At 58.9% G+C, this 19,214-nt stretch carries 21 protein-coding genes; 13 read left to right on the top strand and 8 right to left on the bottom strand.

The features are described from left to right. Nucleotides 1-20 precede the first annotated feature (20 nt). From flgG to ACUTJJ_RS07145, 8 genes are all read right to left on the bottom strand, one after another. The gene (gene flgG, locus ACUTJJ_RS07180) at nucleotides 21-809 is read right to left on the bottom strand and encodes a flagellar basal-body rod protein FlgG (protein ID WP_063949698.1); all 789 of its coding nucleotides are present in this window, start codon (nucleotides 807-809) and stop codon (nucleotides 21-23) included. 18 nt (nucleotides 810-827) lie between these two features. Continuing rightward, nucleotides 828-1,163, bottom strand: a complete 336-nt coding sequence (locus ACUTJJ_RS07175; protein ID WP_445541764.1) for a flagellar hook-basal body complex protein FliE — start codon at nucleotides 1,161-1,163, stop codon at nucleotides 828-830. After that, nucleotides 1,160-1,579, bottom strand: coding sequence for a flagellar basal body rod protein FlgC (gene flgC, locus ACUTJJ_RS07170; protein ID WP_063949700.1), 420 nt, complete (start codon nucleotides 1,577-1,579; stop codon nucleotides 1,160-1,162). The genes ACUTJJ_RS07175 and flgC overlap by 4 nt, the downstream gene beginning before the upstream one ends. A 3-nt stretch (nucleotides 1,580-1,582) precedes the next feature. Further along, entirely contained in the window at nucleotides 1,583-1,975 is a 393-nt protein-coding gene (gene flgB, locus ACUTJJ_RS07165; RefSeq protein ID WP_144575859.1) for a flagellar basal body rod protein FlgB, read from the bottom strand. Nucleotides 1,976-2,302: 327 nt separating this feature from the next. Then, the gene (locus ACUTJJ_RS07160; RefSeq protein ID WP_445541763.1) at nucleotides 2,303-2,866 is read right to left on the bottom strand and encodes a hypothetical protein; all 564 of its coding nucleotides are present in this window, start codon (nucleotides 2,864-2,866) and stop codon (nucleotides 2,303-2,305) included. 4 nt (nucleotides 2,867-2,870) lie between these two features. Next, a complete protein-coding gene (gene fliI, locus ACUTJJ_RS07155; protein ID WP_445541762.1) occupies nucleotides 2,871-4,277 on the bottom strand; it encodes a flagellar protein export ATPase FliI in 1,407 nt (468 codons plus the stop codon). 11 nt (nucleotides 4,278-4,288) lie between these two features. Next, the gene (gene flgF, locus ACUTJJ_RS07150; protein ID WP_063949703.1) at nucleotides 4,289-5,023 is read right to left on the bottom strand and encodes a flagellar basal-body rod protein FlgF; all 735 of its coding nucleotides are present in this window, start codon (nucleotides 5,021-5,023) and stop codon (nucleotides 4,289-4,291) included. Between the two features lies 1 nt (nucleotide 5,024). Next, nucleotides 5,025-5,804 carry a DUF1217 domain-containing protein gene (locus ACUTJJ_RS07145; RefSeq protein WP_063949704.1) on the bottom strand — a complete coding sequence of 260 codons (780 nt, stop codon included), beginning with the start codon at nucleotides 5,802-5,804 and terminating at the stop codon, nucleotides 5,025-5,027. A gap of 185 nt (nucleotides 5,805-5,989) precedes the next feature. On the opposite strand from ACUTJJ_RS07145, the gene motA reads away from it, so the two are divergent. The 13 genes from motA to ACUTJJ_RS07080 all read left to right on the top strand — a co-directional run bounded on the left by motA (nucleotide 5,990) and on the right by ACUTJJ_RS07080 (nucleotide 19,125). After that, complete coding sequence (motA, locus tag ACUTJJ_RS07140; RefSeq protein WP_063949705.1) at nucleotides 5,990-6,862, top strand: flagellar motor stator protein MotA; 873 nt, start codon at nucleotides 5,990-5,992, stop codon at nucleotides 6,860-6,862. After that, entirely contained in the window at nucleotides 6,859-7,818 is a 960-nt protein-coding gene (locus tag ACUTJJ_RS07135) for a FliM/FliN family flagellar motor switch protein (RefSeq protein WP_296065498.1), read from the top strand. The genes motA and ACUTJJ_RS07135 overlap by 4 nt, the downstream gene beginning before the upstream one ends. Nucleotides 7,819-7,882: 64 nt before the next feature. Then, nucleotides 7,883-8,422, top strand: coding sequence for a flagellar motor switch protein FliN (gene fliN, locus ACUTJJ_RS07130; protein ID WP_296065496.1), 540 nt, complete (start codon nucleotides 7,883-7,885; stop codon nucleotides 8,420-8,422). A gap of 27 nt (nucleotides 8,423-8,449) precedes the next feature. Next, on the top strand, nucleotides 8,450-9,493 hold the full coding sequence (gene fliG / locus ACUTJJ_RS07125; RefSeq protein WP_063949708.1) for a flagellar motor switch protein FliG: 1,044 nt from the start codon (nucleotides 8,450-8,452) through the stop codon (nucleotides 9,491-9,493). Nucleotides 9,494-9,618: 125 nt separating this feature from the next. Next, the gene (gene flhB, locus ACUTJJ_RS07120; protein WP_445541761.1) at nucleotides 9,619-10,701 is read left to right on the top strand and encodes a flagellar biosynthesis protein FlhB; all 1,083 of its coding nucleotides are present in this window, start codon (nucleotides 9,619-9,621) and stop codon (nucleotides 10,699-10,701) included. Between the two features lie 5 nt (nucleotides 10,702-10,706). After that, entirely contained in the window at nucleotides 10,707-11,144 is a 438-nt protein-coding gene (locus ACUTJJ_RS07115; RefSeq protein ID WP_063949710.1) for a hypothetical protein, read from the top strand. A gap of 301 nt (nucleotides 11,145-11,445) precedes the next feature. Beyond that, nucleotides 11,446-12,738: a flagellin N-terminal helical domain-containing protein gene (locus ACUTJJ_RS07110; RefSeq protein ID WP_063949711.1), complete on the top strand. Its 1,293-nt coding sequence runs from the start codon at nucleotides 11,446-11,448 to the stop codon at nucleotides 12,736-12,738. Nucleotides 12,739-13,046: 308 nt separating this feature from the next. Further along, nucleotides 13,047-13,703 carry a hypothetical protein gene (locus ACUTJJ_RS07105; RefSeq protein WP_296065493.1) on the top strand — a complete coding sequence of 219 codons (657 nt, stop codon included), beginning with the start codon at nucleotides 13,047-13,049 and terminating at the stop codon, nucleotides 13,701-13,703. Continuing rightward, the gene (locus tag ACUTJJ_RS07100; RefSeq protein WP_445541760.1) at nucleotides 13,700-15,031 is read left to right on the top strand and encodes a MotB family protein; all 1,332 of its coding nucleotides are present in this window, start codon (nucleotides 13,700-13,702) and stop codon (nucleotides 15,029-15,031) included. Before ACUTJJ_RS07105 ends, ACUTJJ_RS07100 begins: the two co-directional genes overlap by 4 nt. Further along, nucleotides 15,028-16,305 carry a chemotaxis protein MotC gene (gene motC, locus ACUTJJ_RS07095; protein ID WP_445541759.1) on the top strand — a complete coding sequence of 426 codons (1,278 nt, stop codon included), beginning with the start codon at nucleotides 15,028-15,030 and terminating at the stop codon, nucleotides 16,303-16,305. The genes ACUTJJ_RS07100 and motC overlap by 4 nt, the downstream gene beginning before the upstream one ends. Then, nucleotides 16,302-17,657: a flagellar hook-length control protein FliK gene (fliK, locus tag ACUTJJ_RS07090; RefSeq protein WP_445541758.1), complete on the top strand. Its 1,356-nt coding sequence runs from the start codon at nucleotides 16,302-16,304 to the stop codon at nucleotides 17,655-17,657. The genes motC and fliK overlap by 4 nt, the downstream gene beginning before the upstream one ends. Continuing rightward, a complete protein-coding gene (locus tag ACUTJJ_RS07085; protein WP_063949716.1) occupies nucleotides 17,605-18,171 on the top strand; it encodes a lytic transglycosylase domain-containing protein in 567 nt (188 codons plus the stop codon). The genes fliK and ACUTJJ_RS07085 overlap by 53 nt, the downstream gene beginning before the upstream one ends. Nucleotides 18,172-18,453: 282 nt before the next feature. Next, complete coding sequence (locus tag ACUTJJ_RS07080) at nucleotides 18,454-19,125, top strand: response regulator transcription factor (RefSeq protein WP_063949717.1); 672 nt, start codon at nucleotides 18,454-18,456, stop codon at nucleotides 19,123-19,125. The last annotated feature ends 89 nt before the right edge of the window (nucleotides 19,126-19,214 follow it).

Here is a 19,214-nt window from a genome sequence, read left to right as displayed (position 1 = left end):
GTTCGCCTGCCTTTCCGTTCTTACTTCAGGTTCTTGCTGACAATCGAAGCCATTTCGTCAGCTGTGGTGATGACCTTGGAATTCATCTCATAGGCGCGCTGCGCCGTGATGAGGTCGGTGATTTCCTTGACGGCATCGACGTTCGAGCCTTCGAGATAGGACTGCTTGATGTAGCCGTAGCTCGGATCGTCCGGCACGCCGACGACCGCATCGCCCGACGCCGGCGTCTGGGCGAAGAGGTTGTCGCCGAGCGGCTTCAGGCCAGCTTCGTTGGCGAAATTGGCGATGGTGAGCTGGCCGAGCTCGGTGAAGTCGGTAGCGTTGCCGATGCGAGCCGTCACCTGACCCGTGCGGGTCACGGTAATATCCTGTGCGTCGGTCGGGATGTTGATGTTCGGGATGACGTTATAGCCGTCGACCGTCACCAGATTGCCGTTGGCATTCTTGTTGAATGAGCCGGCGCGGCTGTAGAGCGTCGAACCGTCGGCCGCCTCGATCTGGAACCAGCCCTGTCCGATGATCGCGACATCGAGCTTGTTGCCGGTCTCGATCAGATTGCCCTGGGTGTGGATGTTGCGCACCGCAGAAGTCTGAACGCCGAGGCCGATATTCGCGCCCTCAGGTACGATCGCCTGGTTGGCGCGGTTGGGCACGCCCTGCATGCGCTCGGTCTGGTAGAGAAGATCGGTGAACTCCGCACGCGCGCGCTTGTAACCAGTGGTGTTGATGTTGGCGATGTTGTTGGCGATGACTTCCAGATTGGTCTGCTGGGCGTCCATACCGGTGGCAGCGATGGCAAGAGCTCTCATGTCAATATTCCTGCTGGGCTAGATCTGCATCTTGGTAATGTCGAGATAGGCCGACACGATCTTGTCTCGGAGCGCGATGGCGGTCTGTAGCGATTGTTCTGCCGACAGCATGGCATCGACGACTTCACGCGTATTCGCCTTGCCCTGAATGCCTTCGAACGAAGCCACTTCCGCCTTTTTGAGGTTGTTCATCGCGTCGACGGAGACGTTGCTGAGAACGCTTGCGAAGCTCTGGCCGGTCTGCTGCGCTGGCGTCGTCTGCTCGCTGCCGAGAATATTGTCGGTGAGCGAGGAAACGCTGCCGGCGCCGCGCGTCAGCGAAAGGGAGCCGAGTTGTTTGATGCCGTCGATCATTGCGATGCCTTCAGAAGGTCGATGGTGGAAGCGACGAGGTCGCGTGTCTGGCGGATGACCTGAAGATTGGCGTCGTATGTGCGGTTTGCCTCACGCATATCGGCCATTTCGATCAGGATGTTGACGTTCGGCATCTTCACCATGCCGTTGCTGTCGGCGGCCGGGTTGCCGGGATCGTATTCATGGGCGAAATCACCGCGGTCGACGCCAAGCTTCTTCACGGTCACGCGCTCCACGCCGCTCACGCGGTCGAGCTCTGAACCGAAAGTGACGGTCTTGCGGCGATAGGGGTCTGCGCCGGGGGTATCTCCGGTCGATCTTGCGTTGGCGATGTTTTCGGAGACGATGCGCAGTCGTGTGGACTGAACTTCCAGGCCGCTGCCCGCGATCTTGCTCGCCGCACTCAAGGGATCCATGGTTTACCTCTTAACCGTCATCAGCATCATGCGATGGAAGGATTTGACGAGATTGGCGTTCAGGTCGTACTGCCGCTTGATCTCGCCCGTCTTGGTCATTTCTTCAGCAAGAGCGACCGAATTGCCGGATTCCTGCATGCCGATCTCGTTGTTGACCGGGTTGTCGCGCACGGCGATGTTGTCGCTGAGCGTGCTTTCGCCGAAGTGGGCCGGATTGGTTCTCGCCATGCCGACCTGCTGGCTGGTGGCCTGCATCACCGCCTCGAAGGGGCTGACGTCCTTGGCGCGGAACTTGGGCGTATTGGCATTGGCGATGTTGGTCGCCACGACTTCCTGGCGCACGCTCAGCCATTCCGCTTGGCGGGATGCCAGTTCGAACAGTTGAATCGGTTGCATAGACTTCTCCATCTCGTATGGCCCGAACCTAAGGGGCTAATCTTGCGTCAGACTTGCGAGGAGAGATGAGGCGGGGAGAGAAGCCGAAAAGCGCTGATTGAAGTCGATTGAAATATCAAAAGGCGTGTCCGATACCAGACACGCCCTGAAGCATTGCAACAGATGAAAACCATGCCGAAGTCATCTCCGGACTTGACCAGAGGATCCATAAGCCACTGAAATCAATGTATCTTCGAGATAAGCCCGAGGATGACCGACGTGGGCCAAGAGTTTTCGCCAAGCCTTGAGTGCGCGCCCGAAGACGTCTGTAAGCCCGGTAGACGACGGCTATTTTTCCGGACGATAAGTCTTCCCGGAAGACGTTTCTATCAGCCATTCGCCGTCGCGCTGCTCGATCTTCGTCAGTAAGGCGTTGTCCGGCAGTGTCGATCCGACCCTGACCATATACATGCCGGATCCGTCCTCGATCAGCGCCCGGCCATTGGAAACGTGCAACAGGCGGAAGGACGTCTGGCCGGGGAAAGGCTGGTCCTCGACCCCGGCAGCCAGATCGTTCTGCTTTTCCCTGCCGCCCGCATTGACGGTCGCCGTCGTCAGCATGTCGGGCAACTCCGCCGGCGGCGGGGTGTCTTCCTTGTTGCGGTTGGTCATGGCCATGGGCGAGACGCTGAAGACTTCCCGCGGGCCGGTATGGGGCAGATCGCGAGTGCGGTCGCCGCCTGCCACCTTCAGCCCAAACTTTTCCTCGTTGAAGAAGACATACCAGGGAAAGAAGGCTGCTGCGGCGGCGAGCGTGATGCCGGTCCAGGCGAGAAGGCGGTCGGGCGTGAAGAAGGCGGGCTTCGTGATCGCGCCGTCGTCGCGGCCATCATTGTTCCGTTTTTTCGTCACGGCGTCAGCCTCTCATTCTCGGGGTTACCTGCGGTTGACCGTTCTGCGCGCCGTTCCGCAGGGCGGTGGCGAGATCAGCATAGGCATCCTGTGCCGCCGGTTCACTCGGCAGCTGCTTCAGTGTTTCGTAGATGATCGGAACCTGCTTCACGGCCATGTCGAGATCGGGATCGGTGCCAGGCCGGTAACCGCCGATGAGGCGCAGGTCACGGGTCTCCTCGAAGCGATGGACCAGCGCCTTGAGGCGCGAGACCAGCTTCTCCTGATCCGGCGTCCAGGCTTTTTTGGCGAGACGCGAAATAGAGGCGAGCGGATTGATCGGCGGATAACGGCCTTCCTCGGCGAGGCTGCGGTCGAGCACGATATGGCCATCGAGAATACCGCGGGTCGAATCGGCAATCGGATCATTGTGATTGTCACCATCGACCAGAATGGAAACGATGGCGGTGATGGTGCCGGTGCCTTCGGCGCCCGGGCCTGCCCGCTCCAGAAGACGCGGCAGCTCGGTGAAAACAGAAGCGGGATAACCGCGCGCCACCGGCGGCTCGCCCGAAGCGACCGCCACTTCGCGGATGGCGTGGGCAAAGCGTGTCACGCTGTCGATGATGAGAAGAACGTTGTCGCCCTGATCGCGGAAATGCTCAGCGATGGTCACCGCGGAAAGGGGCGCCATCTTGCGCAGCATCGGGCTTTCATCACTCGTTGCGACAACGGCAATAGACTTGCTCATGTTCTCGCCCATCGTATCTTCGATGAACTCACGGACCTCGCGTCCGCGCTCGCCGACCAGCGCGATCACCACCTTGTCGAAGGCATCGGCCTTTGCAAGCATGGAAAGCAGGGTGGATTTGCCGACGCCAGAGCCGGCAAAGATGCCCAGGCGCTGGCCGAGGCACAGCGGCGAGAAAATATCGATAGCGCGGACACCCGTCTTGAAAGGCGTGTCAACGCGCTTGCGCGTCATTGAAGGGGGTGCGTTGTTGGAGATCGAACGGCGTTCGATGCCGGGCGCGAGCGGTCCCTGGCCGTCGATCGGCTCGCCGAGCGCGTTGATGGTGCGGCCGCACCAGCTGTCGTCTGGCGCGACGCGGAAAGCGCCCTTGCGGATGACGGTGTCGTGAATGCCGATCGGTTCGCCAGGCTCGATAGGGCAGACGTAACAGATATCCGGCTCCACGCGCACGACTTCGCCGAGGTGAATGCCGGTCGCGCTGCGGTGCGCGACAAATTCTCCAAGCCGCACATGCCGTGAAAGGCCCGATACCGTGTAGTGCCCGGCGGCGATGGTGCGGACATGGCCACCATGCGCCACCGAAAATTCCGGATCGGCATAATGTGCGGCCAGCCCCGCCAGCTGCGCGAGCTTCGGCGAAATGGCGTCAGCCGAGAGCATGGATTCCGGCATTGTCATTCGTCACTTCCTTAACGCGCGCCGCCGAGCGTCTTGATGCCCTCACCGAAGGTCGATTCCGTATCGCGCATCAGCGAGGAAATGCTTTCAAAGGCGCGGTTGACCTGGATGAGCTGCGTCATCTGGGAAATGCCGTTGACGTTGGACTGCTCGAGATAGCCCTGAACGACGCCGACTTCATGATTGTTGACCACCGGAACCGGTTGGGCGACCGGCTTCACACCACTATTGGGGTGCCGCAGGAAACCTTGAGAAAAATCCGCCTGGAAAATGCCAAGCGAAGCGACGGTAGCGTCATTCTGTCGGATTGCTCCATCAAGGCCGACGGTGATCGGGCCGCCATTCGGATTAAGGCGGATCGGACCGCCGCCGGCGTCGAGGACGGGATAACCGCTGGAGGAGATCAGCGCACCATCTGGACGCATGGTGAAGCGGCCGTCACGGGTGAGGATCTGGCCATCGGGCGTATCCAGCGAGAACCAGGCGTCGCCCTTGATCGCGAAATCGAAGGAATTGCCGGTCTGCTCGAAAGCGCCCTGACGGGTGGAGAGATAGTCGTTGCCCTGCGATACGAAAGCGACCTTGGCGTTCATGTCATTGTGGTTTTTGGCGATCATCTCGTCGAATTTAACTTCGGAGCCGCGAAAGCCGACCGTGTTCACATTCGCCATATTGTCGGAAATGGTGGTGAGACGGCGCTCCAGCGCGATCTGCGAGGACAGGGCGACGTATAGTCCGGATTGCATATCATTTGCCTCCGAGTTTCAGGGAGTTGATGGAGATCAGCAGGTCGGGAGAAATGCCGTAGCCGCTGGAGGAGCCGAAAACGGCCAATGGGTCGTAGGTCGTCGAGGGATTTTGCATTTCCCACATGATGGTGAAGCGCTCGAGCAACTTGCCCACCTTTTCAGGATCCTGCAGATCCTTGATGTTGATACTTTTTTCGATCAGCGCCGCCTGCTTTTCGATATCGGACGCGGCAACGGCGTCGGGCAGGTTGAACGTCGTGCGGAACACCTGCGCCAGCGCATCATCGGCAAGGAAATCGAACCCCGATTTGATCGTTGGCGCCTTGCGCTCGAAATAGAGAGCGAGACGGACGCCGTTATTTTCGTCGCCCGCTTCCTGTTCCAACGTCTGGCGTGCGTATTTGCTGATAACGCCCGATTTTGCGGCTTCCATGGAGGTGGCCGCCGCACCGAGGCCCGCGAAGTCCAGTGATTTTGCAAGATCGGCGTAACGGCTGTCGGACAGCTTGTTGGCGAAGGCGTTCTTGTCGCTCGTGCCTTCGGTCAGCACCTTGCGGATAAAGGCCTTCGCGTAGGCCATATCTTCAAGGCCGTGGGCTTTCAGCGCATAATTGTAAAGACGTGTATCGGCCATGAAATCGTCGATGGATTTCACGCTGCCGATCTTTGAGCGGTAATATTCGGTCTCGCGCGCCACGTCGGGCTGCGTCGATACCCGCTCCAGCGATTTGCCGATATCCTGACTGATCAGTCTGTAACTGGTGTAGGTAGAAGTCACTGAACCGCCGCTCTGGTTTGATCCCGTTCTCAAGGCGCACGTCCGCCTTTGTCGACATCATGCAGCGGTTTGCTTGTGCGAAACTGGCTGCAGAAGGAGAGGGGCTCGGGGCTGGCCGACAGGTTCACGCAAGCCACATTTTCTAGACAGGGCGCCATGGAACACTGTTCGAGCGTGGTCGATCAATGAATATTGTAATTGGACTTATAATCACCTTCGGCTGCATCATCGGCGGCTATATGGCGATGGGCGGTCATCTCAACGTGCTGGTTCAGCCGTTCGAATTGATGATCATCGGCGGCGCCGGCCTTGGCGGCTTCATCATGGCAAACCCCATGAAGGTCGTGAAGGACTCGGGCAAGGCGCTCGGCGAGGCGTTCAAGCACTCGGTCCCGAAGGAGCGCAACTATCTCGATGTGCTCGGCGTGCTGTATTCGCTGATGCGCGACCTGCGCACAAAGTCGCGCAACGAGATCGAAGCGCATATCGACAATCCCGATGAGTCCTCCATCTTCCAGAGCGCGCCGTCGGTCCTGAAGAACAAGGAGCTGACGTCGTTCATCTGCGATTATGTCCGCCTCATCATCATCGGCAATGCCCGCAGCCACGAAATCGAGGCGCTGATGGATGAGGAAATCGAGACCATCCTTCACGACAAGCTGAAGCCTTACCACGCGATTACGACCATGGGCGACTCCTTCCCCGCCATCGGTATCGTCGCAGCGGTTCTCGGCGTCATCAAAGCCATGGGCAAGATCAACGAATCGCCGGAGGTTCTCGGCGGCCTGATTGGCGCGGCCCTCGTCGGCACCATGCTCGGCATCATCCTGTCCTATTCGATCTGCAACCCGCTGGCATCGCAGGTGAAGATCGTCCGCACCAAGCAGCACCGCCTCTATATCATCGTCAAGCAGACGCTGATCGCCTACATGAACGGCTCGGTGCCGCAGGTTGCGTTGGAATACGGTCGCAAGACCATCTCCAACTACGAACGGCCGTCAATTGACGCCGTCGAGCAGGAGATGATGAACCCCGGCGGCGAAAACAAGGCGGCATGACCATGGCAAAAGCTGCAGCGCAGAAAGCTCCCGCCATCGACACGGCCTTGCTTGCGAAACTCACGGGCGGGCTCACCGATCGCAAGACGATCGCCAAGATCGGGCATGATATCGGCCATCTCTACAGCGAATTCCTGCCCGATATCTTCCACAGCGAAACGGGTATAGCGATCGAAGTCGAGTATATCGGGTCCGAATCGGGCTTGATGACGGATCTCATCGCCAATGTCGGGGCAAACGTTGCGGTTGCCGATTGTTCGTTGCGCAACTGGTGCCCCAATTTCATGATGACTGTTGGCAATGGCTTCGTCATTGCACTCATGGAGCGCATGCTCGGCGCGGCTCCTGACAGTATCGGCGAGCCGGATGAGCGCAGCCTTTCCCATATCGAGCTCGATCTGGCGGCCATGGTCCTTGGCCGCATCGGGGGTGTGCTACGGTCCGGTGTCAACGCCCCGGGCGGATTTGAGGCAACCATCGATCCGCCTTTCAATTCCAACGGCAAAAGCGCCTTCGATGAGATGATCGCCGGCGTTTATGGCGTGACCATCCGCATGAAAATCGATATCGGCAAGGTGTCGTCGGAATTCTCGCTGATCGTACCGCAGCGTCCCCTGCTCAAGACCTCCATCGTCGCTCCCAAAGCTTCTGCTCAGGCCTTGAAGAAGCAGGAAGAGTGGATGGAGATGATCTCTGAACAGGTCAAGCGATCGCAGGTCACGCTGGAGGCACGCATCAAGCTCGAGACGCTGACGCTGCGCACGATCTCGAAACTGGTGGCCGGCGATGTCATTCCGTTTCAGGCCATGACCCAGGACGATATCGGTGTTGAGGTCAGCGCCAACGGCTCCAAGCTCTATAATTGCGAATTCGGCAAGTCTGGCGACCGCTACATGGTTCGGGTCAAGAACAATGTCAGCACGGACGACGAGATCTTACGACATTTGATGGGTTAAAATCCTGACCGACCTTTCGGGGTTTGGGCAGGCTGACGCAAGTTTCAAAGGGAATAATCAGCGCATGGCTACGAAGAAAACACCCCTGACCGATGATGCGGCGTTGCCGTCGTTCGAAGACGGCGGCGACCTCGACCAGGCTATCGGCGATCTGCGTGGCGTCCTCAAGACGGATGCGGAAGGTTCGCTCTCCGATTTCGGCGACTTTGGCGATTTCGGGAGCACGGACGAGGTTTCGACGGACACGGACCTTTCCGCCTTCGGTGGCGGAGCGGCCGATTTTGCGATGGACGATTTTGCTGCCGCCCCGCAGGTTGCGGGCGTCAAGGCACCGCTTGGCAGCGGCCTGTCTGAAAACATGGAAATGATCATGGACATTCCGATTGATGTCCAGATCGTTCTCGGCACCAGCAGAATGCTCGTTTCGGGGCTGATGAGCCTTGAGGAGGGCGCAACGATCGCGCTTGACCGCAAGATTGGCGAGCCGGTCGAAATCATGGTGAATGGCCGCCGTATTGCGCGCGGTGAAATAACGGTTTTGGAAGACGACGATACGCGCTTCGGCGTAAAATTGATTGAAGTATTAAGTACGAGAAAAGCCTGATCCCTGTGGGGACGGAGAGGAAAGACCATGATGGACTTCGAGGATTTCGGTAATCCCCTTGCGGGCAAGCCGTTGTCTCAGGCCGACAAGGCGGCCGCGGTGCTGCTTGCCATGGGCAAGGGTGTCGCCGGCAAGCTGCTGAAATTTTTCACGCAGCACGAATTGCAGATGATCATTTCCTCGGCGCAGACGCTCCGGGTCATTCCGCCGGACGAACTTGCGCAGATCGTGGCGGAGTTCGAAGACCTGTTCACCGAAGGCACGGGCCTGATGGACAATGCCAAGGCAATCGAGAGCATTCTCGAAGAGGGCCTGACCCCTGAAGAGGTGGACAGCCTTCTCGGTCGCCGTGCGGCCTTCCAGGCCTATGAAGCATCGATCTGGGACCGCCTGCAGGAAGCCGAGCCGGAATTCGTCAGCAAGTTCCTGTTGCGCGAGCATCCGCAGACCATCGCCTATATTCTTTCCATGCTGCCCTCATCCTTCGGCGCCAAGGTTCTCCTGACCATTCCGGAAGAGCAGCGCGCCGATATCATGAACCGCACCGTCAACATGAAGGAAGTCAGCCCGACGGCTGCCCAGATCATCGAGAAACGTGTGGTCAATCTCATCACCGAAATCGAGGCCGAGCGCAATGCCGGCGGTTCCACGAAGGTTGCGGACCTGATGAACGAACTGGAGAAGCCGCAGGTGGATACATTGCTGAGCTCGCTCGAGACGCTCAGCAAGGAAGCCGCCAACAAGGTCAAGCCAAAGATCTTCCTGTTCGACGATCTCATGTTCATGCCGCAGCGCAGCCGCGTCCTGCTGCTCAACGATGTTTCGGCCGATGTTCTGACGATGGCACTGCGTGGCGCCACGATGGAAATCAAGGAATGTGTGCTCTCCAGCATCAGCCCGCGCCAACGCCGCATGATCGAATCGGACCTCGCGGTTCCGCAGGCCTCGCTCAACACCCGCGAAGTGGCCATCGCCCGCCGCGCGGTGGCGCAGGAAGCAATCCGGCTGGCAAATTCCGGCCAGATCCAGCTGAAAGAAGCAGCGACCGAGGAGCAGTCGGCCGCAGCGTGAGCGGAAGCCGGTTGATAACCGGGCTTAACCGCGGAGCCGGCCATTGCGATGGCCGGTCCAGGGCGCTAGTTTCGGGATGACGGCCTGCCGGGAGCGGCGGGCCTTTTTTATTTCGGGAACGTGCCTTGGCAGACGATCAGGACAAGGACAGTAAAACAGAAGACCCGACGGAGAAAAAACTTCGTGATGCGGCGGAAAAGGGCAATCTGCCCTTTTCACGCGAGGTGCCGATTTTCGCCTCGTCACTTGCCTTCTACTGTTATCTTGTTTTTTTCCTGCCGGACGGCGCCGGCCGTCTCGGCGTCACGCTCAAAGACCTTTTCGGCCAGCCTGAGCAGTGGAACCTCAGCACCAGGCCGGATGCGCTGTCGCTGCTTTATTTTCTCGGCACGTCGATCGCCTATCTGCTGATGCCGGCGATGCTAATGTTCATCGTCTTCGGGCTGGCATCGTCGTTTCTCCAGAACCTGCCGTCGCCCGTGCTGGAAAGGGTGCGGCCGCAATGGTCGCGCGTCTCGCCCGCGAAAGGCTTCACGCGTATCTACAGCAAGCAGGGTTTCGTCGAATTCGGGAAATCCATTTTCAAGATCATGATCGTTGCGGTCATCATGTTCTTCGCCTTGCGGGGTGATTTTTACAGCCTCATCGATCTGATGTTTTCCGATCCGCAGGTTATTTTCGTAAGGGTGATCGAGATCGTCAAGAAGATGATGGTCGTCATCCTGCTTTCAACCGCCTTGCTTGCCGCCGTCGACGTTCTGTGGACACGCCATCACTGGTTTAGCCAGCTGAAAATGACGAAGCATGAGGTGAAGGAAGAATATAAGCAGTCGCAGGGCGACCCCGTGGTGAAATCACGCCAGCGTTCGATTGCCCGCGACCGCGCCCGCCGCCGCATGATCAACAATGTGCCGCGCGCAACGCTGGTCATTGCCAACCCCACCCACTTCGCGGTGGCGCTTCGTTATGTTCGTGAAGAAGGTGACGCCCCTGTCGTTGTCGCCAAGGGCCAGGACCTTATTGCATTGAAAATCCGCGAGATTGCGGAAGAGAACAATATCCCCGTTTTTGAGGACCCTCCGCTTGCACGCTCCATGTTTGCGCAAGTCTCGGTAGATAGTGTGATTCCACCAGTCTTTTACAAGGCTGTGGCTGAGCTCGTTCACCGGGTTTACGCCATGAAGTCATCGAAAATACGGGTTCAATAAAACCAATGAAAAAATCCGCCTATTCTGAACAGCGGGAAATGATCGTCGCAGAGGCGATCAACCCGATCGCCACCGAACTTCGATTGCTAGACCCGGCCGACCTGATCTCACTGCTCCGATTCGAGTGCTACGGCAGTATCGCCGACCTCGTTTCTTCCGCTGCCGAGCTTTATTATCATCCCGGCACAATCAATTTCGGTGCTGGCGGCGAATATAAACTTGAATGGGAAGGCGCCCCGGAGATCGTTCTCGATCTGGAGCTCAAGCCGAAGGGCGCGACGGTTTATGCGCAGTTGACGCTGGCCAATCAGCACGCGGCGATCGAGATCAATCATGTCTCGTTTCAGAACCCCTCGGAAAACCCGGATGAAAACACCGAGTTTCTCCGCAGAAGCCTGACGGCCGCCCGATTCGTGTCTGCTCAGCAGGACGAAGCGGCGTAAACCGCCCACACATCAAGCACCCTTCATCTCCGTTGTGCCCTTTGAATCAGGGGCGCAGCGGTTTTTCCGTTGCGAATGAGCCCGAGCTTGCCCCAAGCCTGCCGGTTTGTGCGAAAGCTAGCTGCGGGAGCGACGAACGCCTTGCAAATCAACCCCGATGTTTGTTACCAATCGCGTTAACGATTTGTTAACGAACGGCAGGTCGCGATGGCCCTTTCGTCATCGCCGATGCGCATGATGCTTCTGCTCGTTGTCGGCACCGCGCCGGATTTTTTCTGAAATTTTCAGTTGGGTGGACCCCATGACCAGCATTTTGACCAATGCGGCGGCGATGGCCGCGCTGCAGACATTGCGCATGATCGACAAGAACCTCGAAACAACGCAGGCGCGCGTTTCATCCGGCTACCGCGTCGAAACCGCGGCCGATAACGCCGCCTACTGGTCCATTTCAACGACGATGCGGTCAGACAATACGGCCCTCTCCGCCGTGCAGGACGCCTTGGGTCTTGGCGCCGCCAAGGTCGATACCGCCTATGACGCGCTGGAGAGCACGATCGAGGTCGTCAAGAAGATCAAGGCCAAGCTGGTCGCTGCCTACGGTGTGGGCGCTGACCGCAGCAAAATCCAGGACGAAATCAAGCAGCTGCAGGAACAGCTGAAGAGTACGTCCGAGTCGGCCTCCTTCTCCGGTGAAAACTGGCTGCAGGCCAGCATCAGCAATGGCGGCACGCCGCCGGTGGAAGAATCGATCACGAAAAAAGTCGTCGCCTCCTTCACCCGCACGGGCGCAGGCAATGTCGGCGTCACCACGGTTGATTATGTGCTCGACGGCAGCACCGTGCTGTTCGATCTCAGCGGCGGAAAGCTTGGCATTCTCGACAAGAACGCGGTTTTCGTCAGCAAGACGGAGAGCGAAGTTACCCAGACTTCGACAACCGCGGGAAAGGCGACGAATGCCGGCTATGTCGTCGAGAAGCTCAGCGACGCACAGATCGGCGCGCTCAACGCCGGGGCGGCCGATACCAACACCGACCCGAATGTTTACAGCGCCGGGGCCGTCAATTATCTTCGTCTCGCCGAGAACGCCTGGGTGAAGGTGACGGCGACCAATCCGTCTGCCGGTGCCACCACCGTTTCTCCCGCTTATCGTGATACCAGCGCCACCGACTGGTTTTATGACCTCGCGGGCGCGCCGACGGCCGCCAGCCGCTCACTCGCCTTTTCTGTATCCACGCTCGATCTCGGCAAGCTTGATGTGGTCGCCGCGGCGATGGGTGGTTTTGCCGGCGGCGGTACGACCTATACCGATGCCGACGCGATCGACATGATGATGTCTTTTGTTGATGGACAGCTCGAGGCGATGACGAGTACGGCCTCCAGCCTCGGTTCGTTGCAGAGCCGCATCAGCATGCAGGACAATTTTGTGTCCAGCCTGATGGATGTGATCGACAAGGGCATCGGCCGTCTTGTCGATGCTGACATGAACGAGGAATCGACGAGGCTGAAAGCGTTGCAGACGCAGCAGCAGCTCGGCATCCAGGCGCTCTCCATCGCCAATGCCAACGCGGAAAATATCCTCCAGCTCTTCAAGTAACGGCTTCGGCCGGCGTGGGTTCGCCGGGATGATCGGCACAGGCTTGCCGTTCAAGCCCGCCTTCATCCTCGCACAAGTTTGAACACCTAACGTCGGTCGATATGAGCGGATCGCATGGCGCGATCTGCCGGAAACGTGGACGAGACGGGCAGGGTAGCAAGGATGACGGTAATGCCGCCAAACGGCTTAGAGCATTTCCAGACGACGGAGATCGCGGTTTTCCCTCCGGGAAGGCCGCGAGGCTTTAGCGATTCGCGTTACCAGGAAACCAGCTCTGCTCGCATTTCCCTTTTTGTCGGGGGGCAGGCATGAGCGCGTCCATTGCACGGTTTTTGAAAGATTTCGGCGAAACAAAACCGCAGCTGCCGGCACCTGCCTTCGGCGACGTGTTCACCGACACAGACCTGATGTCGGGCTTTGCCGATAGTTCTTCCGGTTTTGCCGATCTTGGCCCCGTCGACGTCGAGAGCGAGAAACAGGCAGCGTATGAGCGCGGCCGCGCCGACGCGACGCGCGAGCTCACCGAAAAGATGCAGGCCGAGCGCGAGGAGCTGCTTGCCGCGCACGCGGCAGAGTTGGAAGACCTGCGCACTGTCTATCTCGAAGAGACGGCTATTTTTCTGTCTCGCGGCCTGCGTGAGGGCATCGATGCGATCGCCGCCAATCTCAGCGACCAGGCCGCCGCCATTCTCGCCCCGCTTTTGACGGAAAAACTCTCGCTGAAGGCGGTTTCCGCGCTTGCAGATGTCGTGCGCGCCGCCATGCCCGATGGCAAGGCCGTCACACTCGTCGTGAAGGGTCCGAAAACTCTGTTCGACCAGTTGAAGACCCAGCCGGGCTTTGAAGAAGAAACGATGAAATTTACCGAAACGACCGATATCGATCTTTCCGTCGAGTTGGATGAAAGCGTGTTCGTGACGCGCATGTCCGCCTGGGCGTCCAGTCTTCGCAAGGTGATGAAATGAGTGAAGGCGAAAATCACCACCACGGCAAGAACGAGATCATCATCGTCAAGCGACACAAAGGCGGGCACGACGGCGCCCATGGCGGTGCCTGGAAGATCGCCTATGCCGACTTCATGACGGCGATGATGGCGTTCTTCCTCGTCATGTGGCTGGTTAACGCCGCCAACGAGGAAACCAAGGCCTCGGTCGCGAGCTACTTCAACCCTATCAAGCTTTCCGACGAAAAACCCTCGTCCAAGGGGCTCGAAAAGCCTGTCGATAAGGAAGCGGGCGTCGAGAAAAAGGACAAGTCGAATATCAAGGCGGAGAATGTCACCAAGGGCTCTGCCGCCGCGACTGGCGAAGACCTGACGTCACAGACGGGCGAGCAGTCGAATTTTTCCGAGGCGGACTTTTTTCAGAACCCCTATTCCGTGCTGGCGGAAATCGCCCAGCAGGTGGGCCAGCAGGCCAATGTCAGCGCCAAGGGCGAGGGCGGCGCTGCCGATTCCGGCCCGGCGACGGGCGCAAGCGGCGGCGAAGCCTATCGTGATCCTTTCGACCCGGATTTCTGGACCCAGCAGGTGAAGATAACCCGCTCCGACCAGAAGCAGGTTCCTGTGGAAGCCACGCAGGCTGCAGAGGCAAAACAGCAGGATATGGCGGCCAGGAGCGATGAAAAGAGCGTTGAGACGGTCGCGCTGGCGCAGGCCGATACCGCTGTTGACAAGGCGGAGAGCGACAAGCCTGCGACTGGCAAGACGGACGACAGCAACCCGGCCGAGATCGCGGCCGTGGTGCCCCAGCAACGACCGGACGCCACCGAGCAGGCAGCCCTTGCCAGACCCGCTCCGGACGAGCCGAGCAAGGCCAGCGATGCCGAATGGGACAAGGCCGACAAGCTGCGCGAAGAAATCGAGAAGCAGATATCGGGCATCACCGGCAAGCTTTCCGAAGGTCTGGTGGTGACGCCGTCCGAAGGTGGATTGCTGCTGACGATCTCCGACCAGACGGAAACACCGATGTTCAATATCGGGTCGGCCGTTCCCCGACGGGAAATGGTTCTGGCCATGGAGAAAATCGGCAAGCTGCTGCAGGAGCGCGGTGGCAGCGTCGTGATCCGGGGCCATACCGATGGGCGGCAGTTCAAGGGCGAGGCCAACGACAATTGGCGCCTTTCGATGGATCGCGCGCACAGCGCCTATTACATGCTGGTGCGCGGCGGGCTTTCGGAAGAGCGGGTGAAGCAGGTCTCAGGTTTCGCTGACCGCAGATTGCAGGTGCCGGCAGACCCGCTGGCGGATGCAAACCGCCGCATCGAAATTCTGCTTGAGGCTGATCGGGGGTGAGTGTGACGAAAACCTCGAAACGCTGGCTTCTTCTTGCAGCGACGCTTTGCGGTCTCGGTTCCGAGCCGAGCAAGGCGTTTTCGCAGTCGCAGGACAACCTCATGCCCTATGCCATGCTGCGCTCCCTGCAATTCGTGCAGGACTCGGTGGCGATGGGTGACCATTCTGCATCCGAAATGCAGCGGTTCCTGCTGCAGACCATCGATGAGCGGCTGAGAAGCGCCCCCTCGGCCATCTTCAAGGATCCACGCAATGTGGATGCGGCGCTGATCTATGCGATGAGCGGTGGCAATCCGGCCACGCTGGAATTGCTGGTCGCGCGTGACGTGGACGGCAATTTCGACAGCCGCGTGGCCGACATTCTGCGTAAATATCTGTCCGGCAAGGGAACACTTGTCGCGCAGAGCATCGCGGCCATGGTGCCTGAATATCGCGGCAAGCGGATCGGTGCTTATCTGGCCCTGATCGGCGGCAACGTCACGATCCCGCGCGATCCGCTGGCTGCACTCGGCTTTTATGACATCGCCCGGCTGGAAGCGCCGGGCACGATCGTTGAAGAAGCGGCATTGCGCCGTTCGCTCGCCATTGCGGTGGAAGACGGCGATGCTGCGCGTGGCGTCAATTATGCCCAGCGTTATGCCCGACGGTTCCTGCATTCGCCTTATGCCAGCCAGTTTGCAGATCTTCTGGTCTCGCTTGTCGTCAAGCGCGCCGATGCCATTGGCGAGGAGGCGATCCAGGATACCTTCGCCATGATGGATACCGAAAGACAGAAGGAAGCTTACCTGCGCCTTTCCCGTCTCGCGGCAATCAGCGGTAAGGATTCCCTGGCGCGGATGGCGGCCCTCAAAGCCAAGGCGCTGTCCCCCACGCAGCCGGGTGAGCCGGAAGTGCAGGCAAATCTCTATGAAAGCCTGTCGAATATCGGAACACCCGACGTGGTGAGCGCGATAGAGACAATAGGACAAATTCCGGACGAGCAGCTTTCGGATCGGGACAGGGCATTGCGGGAGGCCGCAAGGGCCATTGCAGAACAGGTGGTACGCCCGCCTTCGCCGCACTCCGGGACAGGCGGAGACAGCGCCACCGTTAAAGACACAGGGCGCAATGCGCCCGAAAACAAGGCGACCGCTGCCGAGACCAAAAGCATATGGCGGGTCGAAATCCAGAAGGTTGACGATCACAGCGAGGATGTCCGGCAGCTCGTGACGAGCGGTCGCAGCAAGCTCGATGAAATCGACAGCCTGTTGAAGAAAGGCGAGGGGGCACCATGATCGACGCAGCCATCAACGCGGTAGTGAATGCGCCACCACCATCCGATCCGCGCGCGGGCAACGTCCGGGATGACGCCAATGGTGGCAGCTTTGGCGATGCTCTTTCCAACGTCCGTGACGACCGCCAGCCACAGGCACTGCATTCGCGCCACCAGCAGGATGAAAACCCGGCTGAAGAGCCGCAGGCACAGCCAGAAGGGGAGGCGGAGAAGATGGATGTTCCAGTGAAACGGCCCTCGACGTTCCTGAATGCGCTCGTCAACGATCATGTTGGCGAAGGCCGTGCCAATGAGACATTGGCCGAGTTCCAAAGCGCCGTGAAGACGCTGGGGAAACCCGAGAACACTAAACCCGGTAAAAAAATCCACGACGATGAACACAAGGACGCCGAGAAAACGGCCGATGTGATCGATCCGAAGCTAGCTGCCCTGCAACTGGTCGCGGCCAATGCGGCCGATGTGGCGACAGCCAAGACGCCGCTTGAGGAAATCGCCCAGGCGATTGCCGGAAAGGCCGATACGGTCAAGGCCGACAAGGCCGAACCCGTGCGCAGCAAGGTGGAACATTCGGTCAAGGACATGCCGAGCCGGATTGATCCGACCGCTAAAGATGCAGGATCGGCATCGGAAAACGAAGGCAATTCCTCGGCATTCCGTTTCTCATCACCACGCTCCGGCGCGCCCCGCGCGCTTGATATGGGCACGGTGCAGCGTGAAGGCCGCGTCGAGTTCGATGCGCGGGAAAGCGGCGGCAAGGCCGCCGATACGATAACGGTTCTCGATTCCCGGCGCTTCATTGGCCTTGCGCCCTCAACAAATGCCTCGGCCCTGACCGGCCTGATCGCCAATGATCCCGAATGGGTGAGCGCGATGCATCCGGGTTCGTCGCTCTCCAACGCCGCGGCCCAGAGCAGCACCGGCCAGGTGGTTCATACGCTGAAGCTGCATATGACGCCGATCGAGCTTGGATCGGTGACGATGTCCTTGCGCCTTGCCGGCGACGAGCTTGCCGTACACATGACGGTGGAGAGTGTCGCAGCCTATAAAAAGCTCCAGGACGACAGCAAGAGCATCCTCGAGGGCCTCAAGGCCCAGGGTTTGACCGTTGATACCATCACAATCAGCATCGCTTCTTCTGACAAGAGTGACCAAACGGGCACACAGGGCAACAATCAGCAAAATCAGCAGGCGCAGCAACAGGGCCAGCAAGCAGCGGCCGGGCGCAACCGTGACGAGTCCGGCGCACGCGACGGCCGGCAGGGCAATGGCAATAATTTGGGGGTGCATAATGAAGGCATGGATGGCGCTCTTGGCTCTGCCCGCTCTTCTGCTGACAATGGCGTCTACCTCTGAGAAGGCATCGGCTTCGGCAACCTCAGGCGTGTGTGAAAGAGAGATCCAGTCGGCGGCACGCAAATATGGCGTGCCGGAGGGAATTCTCTATTCGGTGGGGCTGACAGAGACCGGCCGCAAGGGCCGGCTTGACCCTAATGCGATGAATATCGAAGGAAAACCGGTATTTGCCGCCTCGACCGAGGAAGCTTTGATGACTTTTGAGGCGGCAAAACGCAGCGGCGCCAAGCTCATCGACCTCGGCTGCATGCAGATAAATCACTATTTCCACGGCGAAAATTTCACTTCCGCGCGGGAAATGTTCGATCCGCGCCGCAATGTCGAATATGCCGCCATGTTCCTGCGCAACCTCCATAACAGGCATGAAACCTGGACGATGGCCGTCGCGCGCTATCACGCGGGCCCGAACAACGACCCGGCACAGAAGAAATATGTCTGCCGTGTCATCGCCAATCTCGTGGCGACCGGTTACGGAAAATGGACCCCGAACGCGAAAAATTTCTGCGACGGATAACAACCTGAAATTGCGTCTTTGACGTCAGGGACTCGCAAACGGAAATGTGGCGAGAGAGAGCCCGAAAAAAGGCGGATCAAGCGTTTTTTCGCATTTTCGAAAATTTTTGCACAAAAATTTTGTACCGTATATGGTTAACAACCACTATATGTAGATCAAATCGGCACATAATAGTTAATCAATTATTAATAACTATCGATGATTTCCTACAGTTGTGACGGAATCCGCCGATTCGTACCAATGCCTCATTGGAAAACACCACACTGATTCGGAGGCGGACGAATGATCGTAGTGGTTGATGAGCGCGAGCTCGTTAAAGACGGCTATACATCTCTATTTGGGCGTGAGGGCATTCCCTCGACCGGGTTTGATCCGGTCGAATTCGGGGAATGGGTCACGACGGCGGCGGAAAGCGATTTGGCGGCTGTGGAAGCCTTCCTGATCGGCCAGGGCGACCGGAGCTTCTCATTGCCGAAGGCGATCAGGGATCGCACGACGGCACCGGTGATTGCGGTGAGCGACCAGCCATCGCTGGAGGCGACGCTCGCATTGTTCGACAGCGGCGTCGACGATGTCGTGCGCAAGCCTGTCCACCCCCGTGAAATCCTCGCACGTGCGGCGGCTATCCGCCGCCGGCTGCAGGTTATCTCGAATTTCACCGACGCCGGACCGATCCGGGTGTTCTCCGATGGACGTGACCCGGAAGTCGGCGGCGAAGTTTTTCCCCTGCCGCGCCGCGAGCGCCGCATCCTTGAATATTTGATCGCCAATCGCGGACGCCGCGTTTCCAAGGCGCAGATTTTCAATGCCATCTACGGCATCTTCGATGACGACGTCGAAGAAAACGTCGTTGAAAGCCACATCAGCAAGCTTCGCAAGAAGCTGCGCAAGAAACTCGGCTACGATCCGGTCGATTCCAAGCGCTTCCTCGGCTACAGCATTGATTGGCAATGATTTTCATTGACCCGCGTGGTCCTTTTTCAAACGCGGTATTTCAGACAGCTTCACGCAAGCCAAACGCTTTACCTTCTCCTTGAAAGATG

This window comes from Agrobacterium sp. DKPNP3, assembly GCF_052686535.1.
This window is presented reverse-complemented; position numbering and strand designations above follow the sequence as displayed.

Coding starts and splice junctions, on each gene's coding strand:
- flgC (WP_063949700.1), bottom strand. CDS start 1,579: ATGGATCCCTTGAGTGCGGCGAGCAAGATCGCGGGCAGCGGCCTGGAA.
- ACUTJJ_RS07115 (WP_063949710.1), top strand. CDS start 10,707: ATGAAAAAATCCGCCTATTCTGAACAGCGGGAAATGATCGTCGCAGAG.
- fliG (WP_063949708.1), top strand. CDS start 8,450: ATGATGGACTTCGAGGATTTCGGTAATCCCCTTGCGGGCAAGCCGTTG.
- ACUTJJ_RS07110 (WP_063949711.1), top strand. CDS start 11,446: ATGACCAGCATTTTGACCAATGCGGCGGCGATGGCCGCGCTGCAGACA.
- fliN (WP_296065496.1), top strand. CDS start 7,883: ATGGCTACGAAGAAAACACCCCTGACCGATGATGCGGCGTTGCCGTCG.
- flgG (WP_063949698.1), bottom strand. CDS start 809: ATGAGAGCTCTTGCCATCGCTGCCACCGGTATGGACGCCCAGCAGACC.
- motA (WP_063949705.1), top strand. CDS start 5,990: ATGAATATTGTAATTGGACTTATAATCACCTTCGGCTGCATCATCGGC.
- ACUTJJ_RS07135 (WP_296065498.1), top strand. CDS start 6,859: ATGACCATGGCAAAAGCTGCAGCGCAGAAAGCTCCCGCCATCGACACG.
- fliI (WP_445541762.1), bottom strand. CDS start 4,277: ATGACAATGCCGGAATCCATGCTCTCGGCTGACGCCATTTCGCCGAAG.
- fliK (WP_445541758.1), top strand. CDS start 16,302: ATGATCGACGCAGCCATCAACGCGGTAGTGAATGCGCCACCACCATCC.
- ACUTJJ_RS07085 (WP_063949716.1), top strand. CDS start 17,605: ATGGCGCTCTTGGCTCTGCCCGCTCTTCTGCTGACAATGGCGTCTACC.
- ACUTJJ_RS07080 (WP_063949717.1), top strand. CDS start 18,454: ATGATCGTAGTGGTTGATGAGCGCGAGCTCGTTAAAGACGGCTATACA.
- flgB (WP_144575859.1), bottom strand. CDS start 1,975: ATGCAACCGATTCAACTGTTCGAACTGGCATCCCGCCAAGCGGAATGG.
- flgF (WP_063949703.1), bottom strand. CDS start 5,023: ATGCAATCCGGACTATACGTCGCCCTGTCCTCGCAGATCGCGCTGGAG.
- ACUTJJ_RS07100 (WP_445541760.1), top strand. CDS start 13,700: ATGAGTGAAGGCGAAAATCACCACCACGGCAAGAACGAGATCATCATC.
- ACUTJJ_RS07105 (WP_296065493.1), top strand. CDS start 13,047: ATGAGCGCGTCCATTGCACGGTTTTTGAAAGATTTCGGCGAAACAAAA.
- ACUTJJ_RS07175 (WP_445541764.1), bottom strand. CDS start 1,163: ATGATCGACGGCATCAAACAACTCGGCTCCCTTTCGCTGACGCGCGGC.